Origin of the sequence: Bradyrhizobium sp. CCBAU 25338, from assembly GCF_028128965.1 — a bacterium.
Classification (GTDB): Bacteria; Pseudomonadota; Alphaproteobacteria; order Rhizobiales; family Xanthobacteraceae; genus Bradyrhizobium; species Bradyrhizobium liaoningense.
Genome location: NZ_LFKY01000041.1, coordinates 451,791 through 471,592, shown reverse-complemented (window position 1 = coordinate 471,592; position 19,802 = coordinate 451,791). Strand labels below are relative to the sequence as shown.

21 protein-coding genes are annotated in these 19,802 nt (G+C 64.6%); 20 read left to right on the top strand and 1 reads right to left on the bottom strand.

From position 1 onward, the window contains the following. Positions 1-168: 168 nt before the first annotated feature. The 19 genes from fliF (at position 169) to ACM42_RS29135 (ending at position 17,070) form a co-directional block, all read left to right on the top strand. Entirely contained in the window at positions 169-1,794 is a 1,626-nt protein-coding gene (gene fliF / locus ACM42_RS29225; RefSeq protein ID WP_271531084.1) for a flagellar basal-body MS-ring/collar protein FliF, read from the top strand. Continuing rightward, the gene (locus tag ACM42_RS29220; protein WP_271531083.1) at positions 1,791-2,483 is read left to right on the top strand and encodes a hypothetical protein; all 693 of its coding nucleotides are present in this window, start codon (positions 1,791-1,793) and stop codon (positions 2,481-2,483) included. The genes fliF and ACM42_RS29220 overlap by 4 nt, the downstream gene beginning before the upstream one ends. A 6-nt stretch (positions 2,484-2,489) precedes the next feature. Next, positions 2,490-3,803, top strand: a complete 1,314-nt coding sequence (locus ACM42_RS29215; RefSeq protein WP_271531082.1) for a MotB family protein — start codon at positions 2,490-2,492, stop codon at positions 3,801-3,803. Then, positions 3,800-4,978, top strand: a complete 1,179-nt coding sequence (locus tag ACM42_RS29210) for a chemotaxis protein (protein WP_271531081.1) — start codon at positions 3,800-3,802, stop codon at positions 4,976-4,978. Before ACM42_RS29215 ends, ACM42_RS29210 begins: the two co-directional genes overlap by 4 nt. Next, positions 4,975-6,324, top strand: a complete 1,350-nt coding sequence (fliK, locus tag ACM42_RS29205) for a flagellar hook-length control protein FliK (protein ID WP_271531080.1) — start codon at positions 4,975-4,977, stop codon at positions 6,322-6,324. Before ACM42_RS29210 ends, fliK begins: the two co-directional genes overlap by 4 nt. Further along, positions 6,275-6,856 (top strand): transglycosylase SLT domain-containing protein, encoded by a 582-nt coding sequence (locus ACM42_RS29200; protein ID WP_271531079.1) that lies wholly within the window; start codon positions 6,275-6,277, stop codon positions 6,854-6,856. Before fliK ends, ACM42_RS29200 begins: the two co-directional genes overlap by 50 nt. Positions 6,857-6,946: 90 nt before the next feature. Beyond that, on the top strand, positions 6,947-8,179 hold the full coding sequence (locus tag ACM42_RS29195; RefSeq protein WP_271531078.1) for a flagellar hook protein FlgE: 1,233 nt from the start codon (positions 6,947-6,949) through the stop codon (positions 8,177-8,179). Positions 8,180-8,213: 34 nt separating this feature from the next. After that, positions 8,214-9,689, top strand: a complete 1,476-nt coding sequence (flgK, locus tag ACM42_RS29190; protein ID WP_271531077.1) for a flagellar hook-associated protein FlgK — start codon at positions 8,214-8,216, stop codon at positions 9,687-9,689. 3 nt (positions 9,690-9,692) lie between these two features. Further along, positions 9,693-10,739 carry a flagellar hook-associated family protein gene (locus ACM42_RS29185; RefSeq protein ID WP_271531076.1) on the top strand — a complete coding sequence of 349 codons (1,047 nt, stop codon included), beginning with the start codon at positions 9,693-9,695 and terminating at the stop codon, positions 10,737-10,739. Between the two features lie 69 nt (positions 10,740-10,808). Beyond that, the gene (gene flaF / locus ACM42_RS29180) at positions 10,809-11,153 is read left to right on the top strand and encodes a flagellar biosynthesis regulator FlaF (protein WP_199752193.1); all 345 of its coding nucleotides are present in this window, start codon (positions 10,809-10,811) and stop codon (positions 11,151-11,153) included. After that, positions 11,153-11,563 (top strand): flagellar biosynthesis repressor FlbT, encoded by a 411-nt coding sequence (flbT, locus tag ACM42_RS29175; RefSeq protein ID WP_271531075.1) that lies wholly within the window; start codon positions 11,153-11,155, stop codon positions 11,561-11,563. Before flaF ends, flbT begins: the two co-directional genes overlap by 1 nt. A gap of 14 nt (positions 11,564-11,577) precedes the next feature. Next, positions 11,578-11,997, top strand: coding sequence for a flagellar hook assembly protein FlgD (gene flgD / locus ACM42_RS29170; protein WP_271531074.1), 420 nt, complete (start codon positions 11,578-11,580; stop codon positions 11,995-11,997). Next, positions 11,994-12,260 carry a flagellar biosynthesis protein FliQ gene (gene fliQ, locus ACM42_RS29165; protein ID WP_027572776.1) on the top strand — a complete coding sequence of 89 codons (267 nt, stop codon included), beginning with the start codon at positions 11,994-11,996 and terminating at the stop codon, positions 12,258-12,260. Before flgD ends, fliQ begins: the two co-directional genes overlap by 4 nt. A 75-nt stretch (positions 12,261-12,335) precedes the next feature. Next, positions 12,336-14,417, top strand: coding sequence for a flagellar biosynthesis protein FlhA (gene flhA, locus ACM42_RS29160; RefSeq protein WP_271531073.1), 2,082 nt, complete (start codon positions 12,336-12,338; stop codon positions 14,415-14,417). Beyond that, on the top strand, positions 14,414-15,166 hold the full coding sequence (gene fliR / locus ACM42_RS29155) for a flagellar biosynthesis protein FliR (RefSeq protein ID WP_271531072.1): 753 nt from the start codon (positions 14,414-14,416) through the stop codon (positions 15,164-15,166). Before flhA ends, fliR begins: the two co-directional genes overlap by 4 nt. Positions 15,167-15,173: 7 nt before the next feature. Continuing rightward, a complete protein-coding gene (locus ACM42_RS29150; protein ID WP_271531071.1) occupies positions 15,174-15,593 on the top strand; it encodes a hypothetical protein in 420 nt (139 codons plus the stop codon). Then, positions 15,590-16,063: a rod-binding protein gene (locus tag ACM42_RS29145; protein ID WP_271531070.1), complete on the top strand. Its 474-nt coding sequence runs from the start codon at positions 15,590-15,592 to the stop codon at positions 16,061-16,063. The genes ACM42_RS29150 and ACM42_RS29145 overlap by 4 nt, the downstream gene beginning before the upstream one ends. Positions 16,064-16,102: 39 nt before the next feature. Then, positions 16,103-16,615 (top strand): flagellar biosynthesis protein FlgN, encoded by a 513-nt coding sequence (locus tag ACM42_RS29140; protein ID WP_271531069.1) that lies wholly within the window; start codon positions 16,103-16,105, stop codon positions 16,613-16,615. Then, positions 16,612-17,070 (top strand): hypothetical protein, encoded by a 459-nt coding sequence (locus ACM42_RS29135; protein WP_035670256.1) that lies wholly within the window; start codon positions 16,612-16,614, stop codon positions 17,068-17,070. Before ACM42_RS29140 ends, ACM42_RS29135 begins: the two co-directional genes overlap by 4 nt. A gap of 186 nt (positions 17,071-17,256) precedes the next feature. Here the strand turns inward: ACM42_RS29135 and ACM42_RS29130 are convergent, their stop codons facing one another. Next, positions 17,257-18,027 carry a winged helix-turn-helix transcriptional regulator gene (locus tag ACM42_RS29130; RefSeq protein ID WP_271531068.1) on the bottom strand — a complete coding sequence of 257 codons (771 nt, stop codon included), beginning with the start codon at positions 18,025-18,027 and terminating at the stop codon, positions 17,257-17,259. Between the two features lie 818 nt (positions 18,028-18,845). Between ACM42_RS29130 and ACM42_RS29125 the strand changes: the two genes are divergently transcribed. Further along, positions 18,846-19,802 carry a hypothetical protein gene (locus ACM42_RS29125; protein ID WP_271531067.1) on the top strand — a complete coding sequence of 319 codons (957 nt, stop codon included), beginning with the start codon at positions 18,846-18,848 and terminating at the stop codon, positions 19,800-19,802.

Below are 19,802 nucleotides of genomic sequence, written 5' to 3'. Positions count from 1 at the left end.
GCCATGCGCCCGAGCGTCGGCTTGTGGCCGCCGAACGGATTGCGTCGTCCTGGCTTCTTGCAAAACTGCAACGCCCCGCCAGCGAACTGACACATTCGCGGCCTCGCGCAACCTTCAGACAAGGTTGGCAGCTGAGTGTCCTGTACGTTCGCATTGGTACGAGGTCATATGCTCAGTCGTGCGCAGGTACAGCAACTGCTCAACAATCTGCTGGAGCTTGGGCCGCGACGCCTGATGGCCTTGGGACTGATCGGCTTCGCCGTTCTCGTCACCGTCGTCGGCGGTACCTATTATCTCAGCCGCCCCGAGTTCGAGACGCTCTATACCGGCCTCACCCGCGAAGATGTGACGCGCATGGGCGCTGCGCTGCGCGAGCAGAACATCGCCTTCGACGTCAATACCGCCGGCGATGCGGTCTCGGTGCGCCCGAGCCAGACCATGCAGGCGCGGATGCTGCTCGCCGAGAAGGGGCTGCCGACCAGCGCCAACTCCGGTTACGAGCTGTTCGACAAGATCGGCTCGCTCGGCCTGACGTCGTTCATGCAGGAGGTCACCAAGCTCCGCGCACTGGAGGGCGAGATTGCGCGCACGGTACAACTGATGAAGGGCGTGAAGGCGGCGCGGGTGCATATCGTGCTGCCGGTCCGCGGCTCGTTCCGCGCGACGCAGCAGCCGCCATCGGCCTCGGTCGTGCTGCGCACCGACGGCGCGATCGAGGCGCGCACGGCGCAGTCGATCCGTCATCTCGTCGCCGCCGCCATCCCCGGCATGAGCCGCGACAAGGTGACGGTGCTGGACGCCGACGGATCGATGCTGCTCGCCGAAGAGGACGAGGCTAGCGCCGCGCCGACCAAGATGGCGAGCCTTCAGAAGACGGTCGGCGGCATGGTGCAGGAGAACATTCGCAAGGCGCTGACGCCGTATCTCGGCCTCGACAATTTCGAGGTGAGCGTTGCACCGCAGCTCTCCACCGACAAGCGGCAGATCAACGAGACGGTCTATGATCCCGAGAGCCGCGCCGAACGTTCGGTCCGGAACGTGCGCGAGAAGGAATCGTCGCAGAACGCCGACCGCTCGACGCCGACCACGGTGCAGCAGAATCTTCCCGACCAGCAGGTGAATGCCGGCGGCGGCAAGAACTCCAGCGAGGACAAGAGCCGCCGCGAGGACGTCACCAATTTCGAGGTCTCGTCCAAGACCACGACGACGGTAAGCGACGGCTATTCGGTCAAGAAGCTCTTCATCGCCGTCCTGGTCAACCGCGCGCGGCTGGTCGCCGATCTCGGCGACAAGAGCAACCAGGCCATCGTCGACAGCAAGCTTGCAGAGATCAGTCAGCTCGCGGCGACGGCGGGCGGACTGGACAAGGCGCGCGGCGACCAGATCCAGGTGACGGCCGTCGACTTCATCGAGGGCTCGCGTGAGCTGGCGCCGGTGCCCCCGATCAGCTTCGTCGAGATGATCAACAAGCAGCTCGGCAGCGTCATCAATGCAGTGACGATCCTGGCGGTTGCTGCGATGCTGGTCTGGTTCGGGCTTCGGCCCGCGGTCAACGGCATCCTGACCCATCGCGCGGAGCAGGAGCAGGCCGAGGCGGCTGAGGCCGCCCAAATCGAGGCTGCGGCGGCCCTTGCGTTGCCCGACAGCGAGGAGGCCGAGCTCAACCTCGTCGAAGACCTCGAAGGCAAGATGCAGCGAACGCCGCAGAAGCGGCTGGAGCAGATCGTCCGGCTCGATCAGATGCAGGCGGCTGCGATCCTTAAAGACTGGATGCGACGTGAGGAGGCGGCATGAACGCGGCAATCGGAAAACTCCTGACGCAGTTCGACGCGAATGGCCGGGTCAAGTCGTCGCCGCCTCCGTCGCCGAAAATCCAGGACGTGCTGACGAGGTCGAAGGAAGCCCGGCGCGAACCTCAACCGCGGCCCCAGACCCAGCCGCAACCGCAGCTACAGGCGCCGCCTCCGGCGCCCGCGACGGAAGCTCCGCCCGCCAACCTGCTGGACGATGCCTATCGGCGAGGCCATGCGGCCGGCGTCGCGGAGGGCGAGGCCAAGTTGGCGGAGGAGCGCGTCCGCAGTGCGATCCGGCTCGGTGAGGAGCGGGCCAAATGGTCCGACCAGCAGGCGGTCGCGATCGTCGGCGGCTTCGAGGCGGCCTGCCGGGAGATCGAGAGCAACATCGCAAGCTCCGTTGCGCGGATATTGCTGCCGTTCCTCACCGAGGCGGTGCGTAACAAGGCAATCGGGTCACTGGTCGAGCAGATTGCGGTGCTGACCGGCGGTTCACCGGTGCCGGTCTTCAAGGTCACCGGCCCGAGCGAGCTGCTCGACCTCGTGAAGACGCAGCTCGAGGCTTCCAGGCGAACCGGCATCGCGTACGAGGCCGCCGATACCTTCGAGGTCCGCGTCGTGGCCGACCAGACCGTGATCGAGACGCAGATCTCCGCCTGGAGTGAACGCCTCAAGGAAGCGCGCCGGTAGTCCGCCATGGAAGAGGTCAAGCATGAGATCGTGATCGTCCGCCGGCGCAGCGCCTTCGCCGAGGAGGCGCATCACGGCGGCGTCTGGAAGATCGCCTATGCGGACTTCATGACCGCGATGATGGCGTTCTTCCTGGTCATGTGGCTGCTCAATGCGCTCAACCAGGACCAGAAGCAGGTGGTCGCGAGTTATTTCAACCCGATCAAGCTCGCGGAGAACGCACCTGCTCCAAAGGGTCTCAAGGATCTGTCCAAGAAGGAGCCGTCCTCGTTCGAAGGCCAGGACGGCAAGCGTCAGCCGGCCGGGCCGAACGAAGAACGTCGCGGTGACTCTCCGACGGCCGAGAAGCCGGCCTCCTACGAGGAGAAGGTCCTGTTCCGCGATCCCTATGCGACGCTCGCGGAGATCGCCAACAGCGCGAACCAGTCCACGGGGCAGCGGCGTGCCGGCGCTCTGACGTCCGTCGAAGAGGACGGCCTCAAGGGCGGCGACGCCTACCGCGATCCATTCGATCCCGGCTATTGGAAGCTGGCGCCGCAGGCCTCCAAGGACGCCGATCGTTTCATCGAGAGCGAGCCCAAGCCGAATGCTTCCACGCGCGACGGTGCAGTCGGCCCAAACCCGGGCGAGCCGCAGGCGCGCCGGGCCAAGGCGGAAGAGGCCGGCGGAAGCGTGGCTCCGAACGCGGATAGCCCGTCCGCAAGCCTGTCGCCCCTGCTGCCGCCTGGCCCCACACCCACGCAATCCTCGCGCGAGGGCAGCTCTCAATCTGGCGTTCAAGCCAATGCCGCCCCCCAGGCGCGTCCCAACGACACGGCAAAGGAGTCCGAACCGCGCGATGCGGCGCAAACGCAGCAGCCGACCCTCAAGCAGCTTCAGTCCGCGATCGCGGACGCGCTGTCGGATATCAAAGCGGGCGCGGGGCCCGCGGCCGAGGTGCGTCAGGTCGAGGAAGGTCTCCTGGTCAGCCTGACCGATGATGCGAGCTTCGGCATGTTTGCGGTCGGCTCGGCCGAGCCGCGGCCCGAGCTGATCCGCGTGATCGACAAGATCGGGCCGCTGCTGACGAAACGCCAGGGCACGATCATCGTCCGCGGCCATACCGACAATCGACCATACCGTTCGGAAACCTACGACAACTGGCGGCTGTCGACCGCTCGTGCGCAGATAGCATATTACATGCTGGTTCGCTCCGGCGTCGATGCGCGGCGGATCGAGCATATCGAAGGTTACGCCGACCGGCGGCCGAAGCTTCCGAACGATCCGGCGGCCGCACAGAACCGCCGGATCGAGATCCTGATCCGGGAGAAGCGCCCTTGATCAGGCAGCTGCGCCGCGCCGCCTTGCTGCTGCTGCCGTTCATGGCGGCGAGCGCGTTTGCCCAGCCTGCGCCCCAGTCCGGCGAGCCCTATGAGCTCGTTCGTGCGCTACAGGCGGTGCAGGACGGCATCGCCAACGGCGACACCGCCGCGCACAGCAGCCACATCGCGCTGATCCGGCAGATCGGCGAGAAGTTTCTCGCGGCCGATCCCGCCGTGTGGAGCAATCCGCAGAACAGCCAGGCCGTGGTCATCTACCTGCTCAGCGGCGGTGCGCCGCAGGTCGTTCGCAAGCTGCCGCGCGACAGGATGAACGTCGACGAGCGGCTGTTCAATGGTGCGCTCGCCTATGTCGAGGGTCGTCAGGACGACGCGCGGGAGCTGCTCAAGGACGTCAAGCCGCGGACGATTCCCTCGGGCCTGGGCGGACAGGTCGCGCTGGTCCAGGGCGCGCTGTTCGCGCGTGCAGAGGCATCGCTCGCGATCGAGCGTCTGGACGACGCGCGCCTGCTGTTGCCCGGCACGCTCGTCGAGGAGGCGGCGCTGCGGCGCGAGATCCTGCTGGTGGGTCAGGCGGAGGACTTCGAGAAGTTCGAGTTTCTGACGCTGGCCTATATCCGCCACTACCGCAACTCGATCTATGCCGGCGATTTCTGGCAGCGCTTCTCCGCGGGGCTGACGCAATCGAGCCTGGCGCTCGACGAGCACCGTTTTGCACGGATCACAGCCCTGCTGGAGCAGATCGATCGCACGAGCCGCCTCAAGCTGTATTTCGTGATCGCGCGCGCCGCGATGGTGCGCGGACGGCTGGCCGTGACCCGGCTGGCCGGCGAGCGGGCGCTGGCGCTCAGCGCCGACGCCTCGGCGGATCGCGAGCGGGCCCATTTCTTCCGCGGCGCCTCGCGGGTGCTCACCGACGAGTATGACGGCGGTCTGGCCGAGCTGAAGGCGCTCGACCGGTCGAAGCTCCCCGAGCGCGACCTCCCCCTTCTGAATGCCACGGTGCAGCTCGCGCTCGACGTCCGCAAGCCGTTCGCGGGCGGATCCGTTGCGGCCGCCGACAAGCCTCCGGCAACGCCGGCGCGGCTCGATCTGTCCTCATCGACCGTGACGCTCGCGCGCGCGCAGAAGCAGCTCGCCGAGCTCGAACTCCTTACCAGGGACCGCCGTCCATGACCAAGCTCAGTGGAACCTCCGGACAGCTTTTCTCGGGTCTCGCCGAGAGCCTCAACGTGCGCGGGACGTCACGATCCGCAAAGGGCGCCGGAACCAGATCGCAGGCAAACTCGTCGTTCAACGATCTGCTCCACACCGTCTCGAATCTCGCGAAGCAGGCACTGAGCGATGGTGCCGGCGACACGACCGCGAAGACCGGAACGCTGCGCACGCGTCTGGCTCATTCCAACGAGCAGGAGAGGCCGAAGGACGCGACGGTGCGCGAACGCATCGCGGCGTCCGAGGGAGCGGAGGCCACAGAGGAGCCCTCCGACAACAAGGCCGACAGGTCGTCGGAAAAACTACGTCCGGTGGATCAAGCCGCCGGAGCAGACGTCCAGGGGCAATCGGGCATTGCCGTGGTGGTCGGGCAGGAGATCGTTGCCGCGCCTGCCGTGAAGCTGCAGATGCCACTACAGTCCGCCGATAAGGAGGTGTCTGCGCGCGACGAGCGGTCCTCCACGACGAAGCGCGAGGCTTCCGGCACAGGCGCGGCGAAGGCGGCGACGGTCGACACCGCCCCATCCAGTGTCGCTCCCACCGCCGCGCGCTCGCAGGCTGCGGCTTCGCAAGCGATGGGCGCGGCGCAGTCGGCACCGATGCAAGGCACGGAGGCTTCGAGCGCAATGCCCGGGTCAGCGGGCTTCGAGGCGGTCACGGCCAATGTCGAGCGTGCCGCCAAGGCCTCGGCGCGCGCCGCGCTGCCCGAGACGACCAAGGTCACCGTGGTCCAGCAGGAGACCCATCTGCCGCCAGCGCAGTTCAACGCCCCGCAACAGGTCGCCAATGCAGTCGTCGCCGAGCTGAAGGAGTCCTCGGCACCGGCGGCGTCGGCGCCGGACCTTGCAGCTTCCCAGACCAATGCGCCGGATCAGCCGCTCAAGATCCTGACCGTCAATCTCGAGCCGCCGGCGCTCGGCAACGTCACCGTGCGCCTGCGTCTCGTCGGCACCGAAGTGTCCGTCCAGCTTGCGGCCGAGCGCAAGGACACGAGCCAAATGCTCGACCAGCAGCGCGACCAGATCCGCGATCTCATGCAGTCGGCGGGCTACGTCGCCGACGTCGCGCCGGTCCAGCACGGCTCGCTGGACGGATTCCAGAGCGGCTCCGGCCAATCGCAGCCGCAGCTCTCGGGCCAGCACCAGCCCTCGTCGCAGTCGCAGGGCACGTTCGGTGGTGCCGGCACGTCGTCGGGGCAGTCCGACGGCGGCGCGAAGCAGGCCCGGCAGGCGCACCAGTTCAACCAGGAGACGCGTCATGATCAGGACGTGGCGCCGCATCATCGTCGCGGCCCTGTTTATCTCTAGTGCGAGCGCTGCGCAGGCGGCCGCCGAAATTGCGCGTCCCTGCGAGCGCGAGATGGCGCGCGCGGCGCGGCAGCACGGTATTCCGCTCGGCATTCTCTACGCGGTTGGCCTCACCGAGACCGGTCGGCGCGGCGCGCTCCATCCTTACGCCCTCGGTGCCGACGGCCAGACCGTGTTCGCCAAGGACACGGATGACGCAATCGCGAATTTCGAGACGATGCGCAGCAAGGGGATCAAGCTCATCGACCTCGGTTGCATGCAGATCAACCACTATTACCACGGCGACAAATTCGCTTCGGTACGGGCGATGTTCGATCCCGCCAGGAACGTCGACTACGCCGCGCGCTTCCTGAAGGAGCTGAAGCAGCGCGAAGGCAGCTGGACCATGGCTGTCGCGCGCTACAATGCCGGTCCCAACAACCAGCCGGCGCAGAAGCGCTACGTCTGTCACATCGTCGCTCATCTCGTCTCGAGCGGGTTCGGCGCGTGGACCGACAAGGCGCGCTCGTTCTGTCAGCCGAAAACGACATGACAACATGAAGTTGTGCATCGCTTCCAATCATCAGCCCCGCGCAAGCAAGACCCCCCATTGTAGCTGCAATCTACCAAAGGAGCCCAATTCATGAGCCTGTATGGTGTTATGCGCACCGGCGTTTCCGGTATGTCTGCGCAGTCCAACAAGCTGTCGACGGTCTCGGACAACATCGCCAACGTCAACACGACCGGCTACAAGCGGGCTTCCACGGAGTTCTCCTCGCTGATCCTGAAGAGCGGCTCCGGCAATTACGATTCCGGCGCCGTCGAGACCACGGTCCGCTACGCCATCACCGATCCCGGGCATACGCAGTTCACCACGTCGAGCACGGACCTCGCCGTTCAGGGCAATGGCTTCTTCGTGGTGTCGAACGCAAACAATACGCAGCAGTATCTGACGCGCGCCGGCTCCTTCGTGCCTGACAGTCAGGGCAATCTGGTCAACGCGGCCGGCTACTATCTTCTGGGACAGCCCGGTCTCGTGACCAACTTCTCGCAGAACAGCCTGGCCGGCATGCAGATCGTCAACGTTGCCCAGGTTCCGCAGGTGCCTGTGCCGTCGACGGCGGCAACGCTCACGACCGGCAATCTGGATCCGAAAGCGGCTGTTATCGCCGGTCCGCCGGGTCCGGCGTCGTATTCATCGAAGAGTTCGATCGTCGCCTACAACAATATCGGCCAGGCCGTTACGCTCGACGTCTATATGTCCCACACGGCGACGGCTGCCGGCTCGGATACCTGGCAGATTGAGGTCTATGACTCCGCGACGGGCACCTCGCTCGGCGCCGCCACCACTTTCACCTTCGACACCACGGCGGCCGGCAAGGGCGCGCTGGCTGCGGCGAGCCCGACCGGTCTCACAGTGACCGTCCCCGGCGGTGCGCCGCTGACCATGGACCTGTCGAACATGACGCAGGTCGGAACCGACTTCAGCTTCAAGGCGACCGTCAATGGCAGCGTTCCCTCGGCCATCGACAAGGTCGACGTCGACGATGCGGGCCACGTGACGGCGATCCTCAAGAACGGGCAGCAGTTGACGCTCTACACGATCATGCTCGCCGACGTCGCGAGCCCCGACAATCTGACGCCCGAGCCGGGCAACGTCTATTCGACCAACCTGAATTCCGGCAACGCGCAGGCCGGAAATGCCGGTACCGGCGGGCTCGGCACGATCCAGTCCGGCGCCCTGGAAGCCTCCAACGTCGACCTCGCGGACGAACTCACCGGGATGATCGAGGCCCAACGCGGCTTCACCGCGAACTCGAAATCGTTCCAGACCGGTGCCGACCTGCTCGACGTCGTCGTCAACTTGAAGCGCTGAACTCTTCAGCGCCCATTCCGGGCAAGAGCAAGCCATGTCCCTTACCGCCGCTCTCGACTCCGCTCGCGCTTCACTCATGGCGTCGGGCATTCAGTCCTCGACGATCTCGCGCAACATCGCCGGTGCGAGCGCTGCCGGCTATTCGCGCAAGATCGCCGTGCTGGACAACCTGCCAAATGCCGGCGTCTATGTCGCGGCGATCCAGCGCGCCGCGAGCGGCGGCCTGTTCACCAACGTCCTGACCGCGACCTCGGCGTCCGCCAAGCAAAGCGTGATCTATGACGGTCTCCAGAAGATCGCGGCATCGACCGTGGATGATCCCGAGCTCGATCAATCGCCGACGGCGCAGCTCAATGCGCTGAAGCAGGCGCTGCAGAAATATGCCAACGCCCCGGACAACACCACGCTGGCGCAGGCGGCGGTCGCGTCCGCCAAGGACATGGCCACCGCGCTCAACCAGGCGACCCGGACCGTGCAGTCGGTCCGCGAGGGCGCCGATGCCGACATGAGGACGTCGGTCCAGAACATCAACCAGTTGCTCTCCCAGTTCGAGACCGTGAACACCGCGATCGTGAAGGGCACGATCTCCGGCGACGACATCACCGACTACCTCGACCAGCGCGACAACATCGTCTCGCAGCTGTCGCAGGAGGTCGGCGTCACGATGTCGATCCGTCCCAACGGCGACGCTGCGCTCTACGCCGACAGCGGCGTCGTGCTGTTCGACAAGTCGGCGCGGACCGTCAGCTTTGCGCCGACGAATGCCTACACCGCCGGCACCACGGGCAATGCCGTCTACATCGACGGCGTTCCCGTGACCGGGGCCAATTCGGTGATGCCCCTGAAATCGGGCAAGCTCGCGGGCCTCGCCCAGCTGCGTGACCAGGACGCCGTCACCTATCAGAGCCAGCTCGACGAAATCGCGCGCGGCCTGATCAACACTTTCAGGGAAAGCGATCAGACCGCCGCCGCGCTGCCCGACGTCCCCGGTCTGTTCATCTATCCCGGCGCGCCAGCCATGCCCGCGAGTGCCACCGTCTCGGTGGGCCTCGCCGGCACGATCTCGGTCGCCGCATCGGTCGATCCGGCCCAGGGCGGCAACCCGAATCTGCTGCGCGACGGTGCGATCAGCGGCAACCCCGCCTACCAATACAACACCGCCGGCAACGGCGGCTACTCGACCCGGCTGCAGCAGCTCATCGACGGCATGGATGCGTCGCAGCCGTTCGATCCAACAACGCAAGGCAAGCCGAGCGGCAACCTGATCGACTTCGCATCGTCGTCGACGAGCTGGATCGAGAACCAGCGCAAGACCGCCAACGACAACTCCGAGTACCAGAACACGCTGCTCAACCGCAGCATCACGGCGTTGTCGAACGTCAACGGCGTCAACATGGACGACGAGATGGCGTTGATGCTCCAGGTCGAGCGAACCTATTCGGCTTCGTCAAAGATCATTTCGACCGTCGATGAAATGCTGCAGAGCCTGCTGGCTGCCGTGGGGAACTAAGCCATGATGAGCGCGAACTACGTCTCGACCTTGATGCTGTCCTCGTCCTTGAGGTCCTCGATCACGAACAACCAGGCTGCGCTGAGCAAGGCATCGACGGAGGCGACCACCGGCCGCTTCTACGACGTCGGCCTCGAGCTTGGCGCCACGACGGGAAGCGACCTCACGCTGCGGGCTGACTTCAGCTTCGCCGATCAGCTCGTCGATACCAACGGGCTCGTCGCGGGACGCCTGGACGTGACGCAGAACCGCATCACCCAGCTCAGCAAGACGGCGACGGACTTCCTCAAGGACCTGATCGCGGCCCGCAGCACCGACGGCGGCGGGCGGGTCATCCTGCCGCCTGCGGCCTCCAATCTCCAGGATCTGATCGGGGCCTTGAACGTCTCCTACAACGGCTCGTATCTGTTCTCGGGCATCAACACGCAGAACGCGCCGATCACGGCCTATACCGCCGGCTCGGCCAGCAAGAATCAGGTCGACGCCGATTTTCTCGCAACCTTCGGCTTCTCGCAGTCTTCGCCCGCCGTGGGCACCATTACCCCGGCCCAGATGCAGACCTTCCTCGACACCACGTTCGATGCCGAGTTCGCGAGCCCGGCCTGGAATACCAACTGGTCATCGGCCACCGACCAGACCATGCAAAGCCGCATCTCGACGACCGAGATCGCCGATACGTCCGTCAGCGCCAACGAGGCCGGCTTCCGCAAGCTCGCCGAGGCCTACACCATGATGGCCGATCTCGGGAATGTAAACCTGAGCCAGGAGACGTTCCAGGTCGTCGTGGACAAGGCGATCGGCCTCGTCGGTGAAGCCATCACGGACCTCGCTGCGCTCGGCGGCAGCGTCGGCACGGTCCAGCAGCGGATCACCACCGCAACCGAAAAGCTCAAGACGCAGCAGGACATTCTGAACAATCAGATCGTCGGTATGGAGAAGGTCGACCCGACCGAAGCCTCGGTCCGGGTCAACACCCTGCAGACCCAGATCCAGACCGCCCTGGCGCTCACCTCGCAGCTCCAGAAGATCAGCCTCATCAATTATCTCTGAGCCAAGGCTGCCCCTGGAAGCCTCGTAACCTTTGTCTAGTTGTTCGGTCTCCTGCGAAGAGTGGTCCTGATGACGTTTGAAGCCTATGAAGCCGTCGTTGACGAAAGTGGCTATGAGGCGCGAAGCCGCGAGCGGCAGGCGCTCACTCTCGGAATCGACCGGCTCGAGCGGATTCAGAAGGGTCGCTTCAGCGCCGAGGATCTGGTCGAGAGCCTGCTCTATGTGCGGCGGTTGTGGACGATCTTCATTGAAGATCTCGCGCACCCGGAAAACGGGCTGCCGGACAAGCTGCGCGCCGACATCATCTCGATTGGCCTGTGGGTCGTCAAGGAAGCCGACCGTCTTCGCGAGCAGAGGTCGAACGACGTGGTGCAGCTCATCGAAATCAATCGCCTGATCCGAGACGCGCTTTAATGAAGATCTCCTTGCGGGCGGGCGAACGGATCTACATCAACGGCGCGGTGCTCCGCGTGGACCGCAAGGTCTCCGTCGAACTCGTCAACGACGTGATGTTCCTGCTCGAAGGGCAGGTCATGCAGGCGTCCGACGCCACCACGGCGCTGCGGCAGCTCTATTTCATCGTCCAGCTCATGCTGATGAACCCGACCGACGTCCGCGACGCCGCGGCGCTCTACGCGCAGCATCACGCCGCCCTGTGTGCTGTGTGCGAGAACCGCGAGATGCTGGACGGACTTGGCGCTGTCGACGAACTGGTCGGGGCGACCCGCTACTTCGAGGCGCTCAAGCGGATTCGGGCCCTGTTCCCGGTGGAGCAGGCCATCCTGGCCGGCGCCGCCACCATTCCTCCAGTCGAGGCTGCCTGACAGCGGAGAGACACATGAACGTCACCAGCGCGACCGATAGCACCAGCAGGTCAAGTTCGACCGACACCAGTTCGGCGACGTCGAGCAACAGCGTGGATTACAACACGTTTCTTCAGCTCCTCATCGCCGAGATGAAGAATCAGGATCCGACCAATCCGATGGATACCTCGCAATATATGAGCCAGTTCGCCCAGCTCTCGACGGTCGAGCAGGCGATGCAGACGAATTCGAAGCTGGACGCGCTGCTGTCCTCGCAGTCCTTGTCGCAGGCCAACGGGCTGATCGGGAAGACGGTCAGCTTCACCGATTCGACCGGTGCCAGTTTCAGCGGCAAGGTCGTGTCGGTCTCCATCAACAGCGACGGCTCCATCGCCACCCTCGCGGACGGCACGAAGGTCGCCGTCGGGCCCGGGCTCACGATCAGCCAGTCATGAACGAGCGGGATGCTCTCGATATCGTCCAGGCCGCGATCTGGACCATCATCGTCGCCTCCGGTCCCGCGGTCGGCGCCGCGATGCTGGTCGGCACCGTCATCGCGTTGATCCAGGCCCTGACCCAGATCCAGGAGGTGACGCTGACCTTCGTTCCGAAGATCATCGTCATTCTCCTGGTCGTTGCCGTCTCTGGCTCCTTCATCGGCGCGCATCTCTCGACCTTCACCGAGATGGTCTATTCGCGGATCGAGCACGGCTTCTGATCCGGACAGCCCCGGCACCACCCTCGCGTAAGCTTTGCGCGGCAGATTGCGGGCGGACCCTTCTGCCGGTGACCCATGGCCGATACGTTAGCTGCCAGCCTGCCCAGCCCACGCCGCCTCGGAGCGGACGCCTTCTTCGCGGCCGGCATCGTGACCATGCTCACGATCCTGTTCCTGCCCATTCCACCGATCCTGATCGATCTCGGTCTCGCGTTCTCGATCGCACTGTCGGCGCTGATTCTGATGGTCGCGCTATGGATTCAGCGGCCGCTTGACTTCTCGGCCTTCCCGACCGTGCTGCTGATCGCGACGATCCTGCGCCTGGCGCTGAACATCGCGACGACGCGTCTGATCCTGTCGCGGGGCGGGGAGGGCGAGCAGGCCGCGGGCCATGTCGTTGCCGGCTTCTCGAAGTTCGTCATGGGCGGCGACTTCGTCATCGGCCTGATCATTTTCGCGATCCTTGTCACGGTGAATTTCGTCGTGATCACCAAGGGTGCGACGCGTATCGCCGAGGTCGGCGCCCGTTTCACCCTGGACGCCATTCCCGGCAAGCAGATGGCGATCGACGCGGATCTCTCCGCCGGCCTGATCGACGACAAGGAAGCCCAGCGCCGCCGGCGTGAGCTCGAAGAGGAGAGCGCGTTCTTCGGCGCCATGGACGGCGCCTCGAAGTTCGTCCGCGGCGACGCCATCGCCGGCCTCATCATTACTGCGATCAACATCTTCGGCGGCATCGTCATCGGCGTCACCCATCACGGATTGACTCTCTCCCGCGCCGCCGACGTCTACACCAAGCTCTCCGTCGGCGACGGTCTGGTGTCGCAGATGCCGGCGTTGATCGTGTCGCTGTCCGCGGGCCTCCTGGTCTCCAAGGGCGGCACCAGGGGCTCGGCGGAGCAGGCGGTGCTGCGGCAGCTCGGCGGCTATCCGCGCGCGGTGTCGGCTGCCGCGCTGATGATGTTCGTGCTGGCCCTGATGCCGGGGCTGCCGATGGCGCCGTTCGTGCTGCTTGGGGGTGTCATGGCCTTCGTCGGCTATTCGCTGCCGAGGCGGCAAGCGGCGCGGGAGCGCAAGGAGGCGGCATCCAAGGCCGACGAGCGCGCCCAGGCCGAGGCGAAGGAATCGGTGAAGGAGCAGCTCAAGACCGCCGAGATCGAGCTGGCGCTCGGCGGCCACCTTTCGGTCCATCTCCTGGGCTCGCGCACCGAGCTCGCCCACCGCGTGGCCAAGATCCGCAAGAAGTTTGCCAAGCAGTACGGCTTCGTCATTCCCGAGATCAAGCTCACCGACAATCTGTCGATCGATCCCAAGAGCTACCAGATCCGGATCCACGACACGCGCGTTGCTCATGGCGAGCTCAGGCTCGGCGAGGTGCTGGTGCTGGTCGACAAGGACGGTAAGCCCGACGTGCCGGGCGACGAGGTGATCGAGCCTGCCTTCGGCATGAAGGCGCTGTGGGTGACGGAAGCCTTCACCGAAGAGGTCAAGCGGCAGGGCTGCAAGCCGGTCGACAATCTGTCGGTGCTGCTCACCCATTTGAGCGAAGTGATCAGGGCGAACCTCGCCCAGCTCCTGTCCTACAAGGACATGCGCGGGCTGCTCGACCGGCTCGATCCCGAATACAAGCGCCTTGTCGAGGACCTCTGCCCTTCGCAGATCTCCTATTCGGGCCTGCTGGCAATCCTCAAGATCCTGCTGGCCGAGCGCGTGTCGATCCGCAACCTCCATCTGATCCTCGAGGCGATCGCCGAGATCGCGCCCCATGTGCGGCGCTCCGAGCAGGTCGCAGAGCACGTGCGGACGCGGCTTGCCCAGCAGATCTGCGGCGACCTCTCCGACAATGGCGTGCTCAACGTCGTCCGTCTCGGCAACCGCTGGGACCTGGCGTTCCACCAGAGCCTGAAGCGCGATGCCAAGGGCGACGTCGTCGAGTTCGACGCCGATCCGCGCCTGATCGAGCAGTTCGCGACCGAAGCCAGCGCCGCGATCCGCAAGTTCACCGAGAACGGCACCAGCGTGGTGCTGGCGGTGACCCCCGAAGCCCGTCCCTATGTCCGGATGATCCTGGAGCGGGTGTTCCCGACCCTGCCGATCCTGTCGCATGTCGAAGTCGCGCGCAGTGCCGAGATCAGGGCGCTCGGAGCCGTATCGTGATCAGCGGCCTCGCCGACAGCGTACTGATGACGTTCATCGTGTTCTGCCGCATCGGCGCCTGCCTGATGCTGGTGCCCGGCTATTCCAGCGTCAACGTTCCGCCCCAGGTGCGCCTGTTCGTCGCGCTGGTCACGACGTTTGCGCTGACGCCGATCCTGATCGCGGTCCTGAAGCCGCTCACGGACAACGCGGCACCGCTGACGCTGGCGCTCCTGATCTGCTCGGAGCTCGTGGTCGGCAGCGTCATCGGGCTCGGCGGGCGCGTGTTCTTTCTCGCGCTCCAGACCATGGCGACCATGATGGCGAGTGCGATCGGGCTGAGCAACATCCCGGGCACCCCGGTCGGTGACACCGATCCGGCGCCGGCCCTGGTGCCTCTGATCATGGCGGCCGTCACCACGCTGTTCTTCATGACCGACCAGCATTGGCAGGTGCTGCGCGGGCTGATGAACTCCTACGACGTCTGGCAGCCCGGCAGCAAGCTTGGTGGCAGCATGGCGCTCGACCTGCTCGTCGGCCGCCTCTCGGAAGCGTTCGTGCTGACGCTGCGGATCACCAGTCCCTTCATCGTCTATTCGGTGATCGTCAACCTGGCGGTTGGCCTGATCAACAAGCTGACGCCGGCGATCCCGGTCTATTTCATCTCCGTGCCCTTCGTGCTGTTCGGCGGCTTCCTGCTGCTCTACCTCACCAGCGACGAACTGCTGACGCAATTCATGCTCGGCGTCTCGTCGTGGCTGGCGGAGTGACCCGGTCATGACGTCGCGCGCGGACAAGCTCGGCCGGATGGTCTCGCTGGTGAAGCTCCAGCTTCGGCTGTCCGAATGGCAGCTCGTGCAACTGCGGCAGCAGGAGCGCAGCCTGCAGGACGAGCAGGAATGGCTGGTCGGAGCCCTGAACGATGGCAGGCCGCCCGCGGGATCGTCGAGCGAATCGATCGCGCGGCGCTTGAACAGGACGAGCGTCGGCGCACGCGCGGTGCAGGCGCAGGCCGCGCAGCAGCTCGACCAGGTTCGCGCGGAGAGCCGCCGCGTGAAGCAGCTCGAGGAGGTCGCGAAGGCCGCGCTCGCCGACAAGCTCCGTGACGCGGAGAAGCGCTCGCTCGAGGAGATGACGGGAATAAGCCCTGCCGTGCGCGCGTGGATGCCACGGCCAGCCAACCGGGACAAGATATGATCGTGACCGCCACACCCGACCTCGTTCTCGATGTCCTCGAAGCCGCCGATCCCGTGTCGCAGCGTGCGGCGACCGCGAAGCTCGACGCGTTGAAATCCGCCGATGCCGACTTCGCCGCCACGATGGACGCGGAGATCGGCAAGGCCGCCGCCGATCAATCCGCGACGAAGGTTTCGGAATCGCAGTCGGGGGCAGTGAACGGTCCGCCAGTGCAGGTGATCAAGGCGCCGGGATCCGGCGAGGTTTACCGCAAGTTCGAAGCCTTCATCCTCCAGACCTTCGTCGAGACGATGTTGCCGAAGGAGTCGGAGGAGGTGTTTGGCAAGGGCACGGCTGGCGGCGTCTGGAAGTCGATGCTTGCTGAGCAGCTTGGCAACCAGCTGGCAAAGGACAAGGGCATTGGCCTTGCCAGGCAGCTCGCCGCAGCACATCCGGCCGGACCGGACGCTGCGGGGAAGGCTGGATCATGATCTGCGAACGGGTGACAGAAGTTGAGGGGTGAATTTCCGATGCAGACACAAGAAGGCGCGGCGGCCATGGCGATGGACCAGGCGGTCGCGGACACCGAAATGATGACCACGGAAGCAGCGGCAAGCGATGCGCTGCTGCCTGTCCTGCTGCCGATCGCGGGCGGCGAGGCGATGGTCGAGGCCGCGGACGCGGTGAGATCGGACGAGGTGCGCGGCCTGCTGGCCGCAATCCGCCGGCTCGCGAGTATCGTCGAGGAGGAGACGGCCGCGCTCGCGACGGGTCAAAAGATCGATTTCGACGACTTCAGCGCGCGGAAGAGCCGGAGCATGCTCGAGTTCGTCCGCCTGATGCGGGCGCGGATGCACCTCGGCGGCGAAGTCGAGATCACCGAGGAGATCCAGCGCCTGCGCGAGAAGCTCGAGCGGAATCGTTCCATTCTGGAAATGCACTACGATGCGGTGCGTGAGGTCGCGAGCATCATCGTCACGGCGATCAAGGAAGCCGAATCGGACGGCACTTATACCGGTCGCGCAACGCAGGACGGAAAATGATCAGGCTGGTGCTGGCCGGACTGTGGGTATGCATCCTCACCGCGGGCACGAGTTATGCCGTCGCCTATTGGAAGGAGAACGGCAGCCTGCTGCCGGCGAAGGACGAATATCTCGACGGGCTGCAATATCAGAAGACGCGGGCACTGAGCGTGCCCATGGTCGAGAACGGCAATGTGCAGGGCTACATCGTCGCGCGCTTCGTCTATACCGTCGAGGGGCGGACCATGCATCAGCTGAACGTTCCGCCGGAACCGTTCGTCGTCGACGAGGCCTTTCGCAGGATCTATGCCGACGAGCGTCTCGACTTCAGGAAGCTCGCCCGTTACGACCTCTCCATCCTGACCACGGCCATCAAGCAGCGTGTCAACGAACGGATGCAGGCTGAAATCGTCCAGGACGTCCTGGTGGAGGACTTCAACTACGTGTCCAAGGAAGAATTCCAGCAGAAGCCGTAGAGCAAGCGATCCGGAACAGCGTTTCCGGGAGGATCGTCCCCCCAATGGCCAGCTGACGCCGGCGCCACGACAGTCGCGCCTCGAATGCAGGCATATGTCCTGCCGTCTCTGCCGCTGAAAGCACAACGGCCTCCGCGAAGTTGCTCGCAGAGGCCGTTGCAGGTTTGGCGGCAGCCTCCTGTCGCGTCAGTTTCCGGCCGGATAGGCCGCCGGGGCGGCATGGGCTCTGTTCAGGAGAATCCCGACCTCATCGAGCTCCTGCACCGGCTCGTCGAGGGTCTCGCCGGCCGGGATGTTGAGGCGGTATCCGACGTAACGTCGGGCCACGATGGCGTCGAAGCCGAGGCGGTCGCGGAGCTTCTTGCGCAGCTTGCTGACGTGACTCTCGATCACGCTCTCATCGAAGGTGGACTCGAAGATGCCGTAGACCGCGTTGAAGATCTGCGTCTTGGTGATCCACTTGCCGTGGTTGGCGACCATATATTCGAGAATGCGCAGTTCGCGGCGGGGCAGGGTGAGGGCGTGGCCCGCGATCTCGGGGTCACGGCCGTTGAAGAAGACCTGGATCCTGCTCTCACAGGGCCTCGGCAGCTCGCCCACCCGGCGCCGCGCGATCGCGGCCGTTCGGGCGAGGATCTCACGCAGGTGAACCGGCACGTGCACGACGTCGTCGACGCCCGATTCGAACAGCTCCAGCGTGTTCTTGAGCATCTTCTGGCCGCTCATGGCGATGATGGGCGCCGAGGAACGCTTGCGCATCGCCCGTGGCAGACTTCCGCGTGCATCGCAATCCCCGAGGAGAAAGGCGTCCACCGCTGCCAAATCCGATTCACTCGCGGATTGCAGCCAGTCCCAGAATTCTCCGGAAGAGAAGCCGATCGACGACACACCTTCGCGAATGAGCCCTCCGACGTAGCTGTTCGCGACGCTCTCGCGATCATCAACGATAATATACATCAGTCTTTCGCCCCTGTTTCGCACTTGTTGCGGCCGGTTGGTTGTTGTGATGCTCCGGCTCGGCAACGATGCTGTTTGACGACATTCCTTCCCGCGAACCGTTGTTATGGTTTCGATATTCGCGGGCAGCCCTACGCATTCAGTGCCTGCGTCACGCAGGCCTGCTACATCAACTCGATACTGAACGCTTACTGGCGTGAGGCCCGGCGGGTGCCTTGCGGATCACCTCGCGGAGCGGATTGAGAAACGACCTAGATCAGTTGCGTCAAGTTGCTCATCGCTTCCGAACACTGCTGAACTGTGTCGATCTCCTCGCCAACTGGCGAGAATCACTTGAGTAGGACCGTAACAATTGCCGATTTCCGATCAAGCGTGCGCAGCAAAGCGGTTGCTACACGTGCTTGATGTTGTTGATACGTTTCTGGTTGTTTCTTGGTGTATTCAATCGCATCAGTTGATTTGGATTCCAAACTAGTTTTGCACCGCGGCGGATGTAAAGTTCCGCATCCCCGTACAATTACAGCTATTTTGAGTAGTGCAGAGGTCTTGCAAACTGAGCTGTCTTCAACCCCGGATTGACTCTGGCGTTTGCTTTTCCACATGCGACAAGTCGACTCACTTGTGGCGACACGACTCCAGCTTGGTGAAATCTTGGCGAGTGTGTGTCTTTCGAGTCGCACTATCGCCGCGTGTGTGGCGCGGTCGACTCTTGCAGCGTCGCATCGCGCACTATGGAAAGTTTTCGATGCGCACGTTTCAGGCAAGCTTCGGCAAATAACGTCATCGTTCGACAGATCCAACGAACGGAGCATTTTCACATGTTGTCCGATGGACAAGCTCGTCCCAACGCGACCGCGGATGCTTCCGCTGCGGCGCAGCCGGCTCCGGAGGCGCGCGATACAAAGGATAAGGCGACGCGAGCGGCCAAGCCCGTTGCGAGCGCAAAGCGTGTATCGGCTGCGGCGAGCGACGAAACTCTCGCGAAGGAAGCTCTCGAGGGGCTGAAGCGCATTCGTGCAAAGGCACGCCTCGACAAGATGGCGATCCCGAAACCTGCGCCGGCCGTGATCAAGCCGGCCGTGATCGTGGCGAAGCCGCCGCCACCCCGTCCGACATGGGTCGCACCGCTCGCAACTCTGGCGGTCGCTGCCATGCTGGTGGTCTGCGCCTGCACCGGCGTGATCGCCTATCTCACCACCCAGCCCGCTCAGAACAACGTTGCGGCCAATGCCGAGATCAGAAATCTGCGCGAGACCGTGGCGCAATTGCGCAGGCAGGTGTCGGGCGTGTCCGAAAATCTCGATGGCTTGCGCACTGCGGTCGATCAATCGAGCAAGGCGACGAATGATCGCTTCGGCAGATTTGCCGAGAACCTGGACCGGATCGAGCGGGTAAGCTCGTCCTCGACGGCGAAGCTCGACAAGCTTGCCCAGGGACAGGCCCAGGCGCAGGCTCCGGCGCCGGCAATGGTGCAATCGCAGCCGGTGTCGCAGCAAGGGCCGATGATGGCTTCGGTCGCAGCGCCCGAATTCACGGGCTCGGTGCCTGCGTCCGAGCGCGCGTCGGTGCCGCGCAGGGCGATCAAGGGCTGGTCGGTCCGTCAGGCCTATGAGGGGATTGCGATCCTGCAAGGCCCGAACGGGGTCATCGAGGCCGTGCTGGGACAACAAGTGCCCGGCCTCGGTCGCATCGTAGAGATCAGAAACGAGAACGGGCGCTTGGTGGTGGAATCCAGCGGCGGCGTCATCTATTCGTCACGTAAGGCAACGCCTTGA

Coding starts and splice junctions, on each gene's coding strand:
- ACM42_RS29130 (WP_271531068.1), bottom strand. CDS start 18,027: ATGTATATTATCGTTGATGATCGCGAGAGCGTCGCGAACAGCTACGTC.
- ACM42_RS29195 (WP_271531078.1), top strand. CDS start 6,947: ATGAGCCTGTATGGTGTTATGCGCACCGGCGTTTCCGGTATGTCTGCG.
- ACM42_RS29125 (WP_271531067.1), top strand. CDS start 18,846: ATGTTGTCCGATGGACAAGCTCGTCCCAACGCGACCGCGGATGCTTCC.
- ACM42_RS29220 (WP_271531083.1), top strand. CDS start 1,791: ATGAACGCGGCAATCGGAAAACTCCTGACGCAGTTCGACGCGAATGGC.
- flbT (WP_271531075.1), top strand. CDS start 11,153: ATGAAGATCTCCTTGCGGGCGGGCGAACGGATCTACATCAACGGCGCG.
- ACM42_RS29215 (WP_271531082.1), top strand. CDS start 2,490: ATGGAAGAGGTCAAGCATGAGATCGTGATCGTCCGCCGGCGCAGCGCC.
- ACM42_RS29150 (WP_271531071.1), top strand. CDS start 15,174: ATGACGTCGCGCGCGGACAAGCTCGGCCGGATGGTCTCGCTGGTGAAG.
- ACM42_RS29145 (WP_271531070.1), top strand. CDS start 15,590: ATGATCGTGACCGCCACACCCGACCTCGTTCTCGATGTCCTCGAAGCC.
- fliF (WP_271531084.1), top strand. CDS start 169: ATGCTCAGTCGTGCGCAGGTACAGCAACTGCTCAACAATCTGCTGGAG.
- flaF (WP_199752193.1), top strand. CDS start 10,809: ATGACGTTTGAAGCCTATGAAGCCGTCGTTGACGAAAGTGGCTATGAG.
- flgD (WP_271531074.1), top strand. CDS start 11,578: ATGAACGTCACCAGCGCGACCGATAGCACCAGCAGGTCAAGTTCGACC.
- ACM42_RS29185 (WP_271531076.1), top strand. CDS start 9,693: ATGATGAGCGCGAACTACGTCTCGACCTTGATGCTGTCCTCGTCCTTG.
- fliQ (WP_027572776.1), top strand. CDS start 11,994: ATGAACGAGCGGGATGCTCTCGATATCGTCCAGGCCGCGATCTGGACC.
- ACM42_RS29135 (WP_035670256.1), top strand. CDS start 16,612: ATGATCAGGCTGGTGCTGGCCGGACTGTGGGTATGCATCCTCACCGCG.
- ACM42_RS29140 (WP_271531069.1), top strand. CDS start 16,103: ATGCAGACACAAGAAGGCGCGGCGGCCATGGCGATGGACCAGGCGGTC.
- fliK (WP_271531080.1), top strand. CDS start 4,975: ATGACCAAGCTCAGTGGAACCTCCGGACAGCTTTTCTCGGGTCTCGCC.
- ACM42_RS29200 (WP_271531079.1), top strand. CDS start 6,275: ATGATCAGGACGTGGCGCCGCATCATCGTCGCGGCCCTGTTTATCTCT.
- flgK (WP_271531077.1), top strand. CDS start 8,214: ATGTCCCTTACCGCCGCTCTCGACTCCGCTCGCGCTTCACTCATGGCG.
- flhA (WP_271531073.1), top strand. CDS start 12,336: ATGGCCGATACGTTAGCTGCCAGCCTGCCCAGCCCACGCCGCCTCGGA.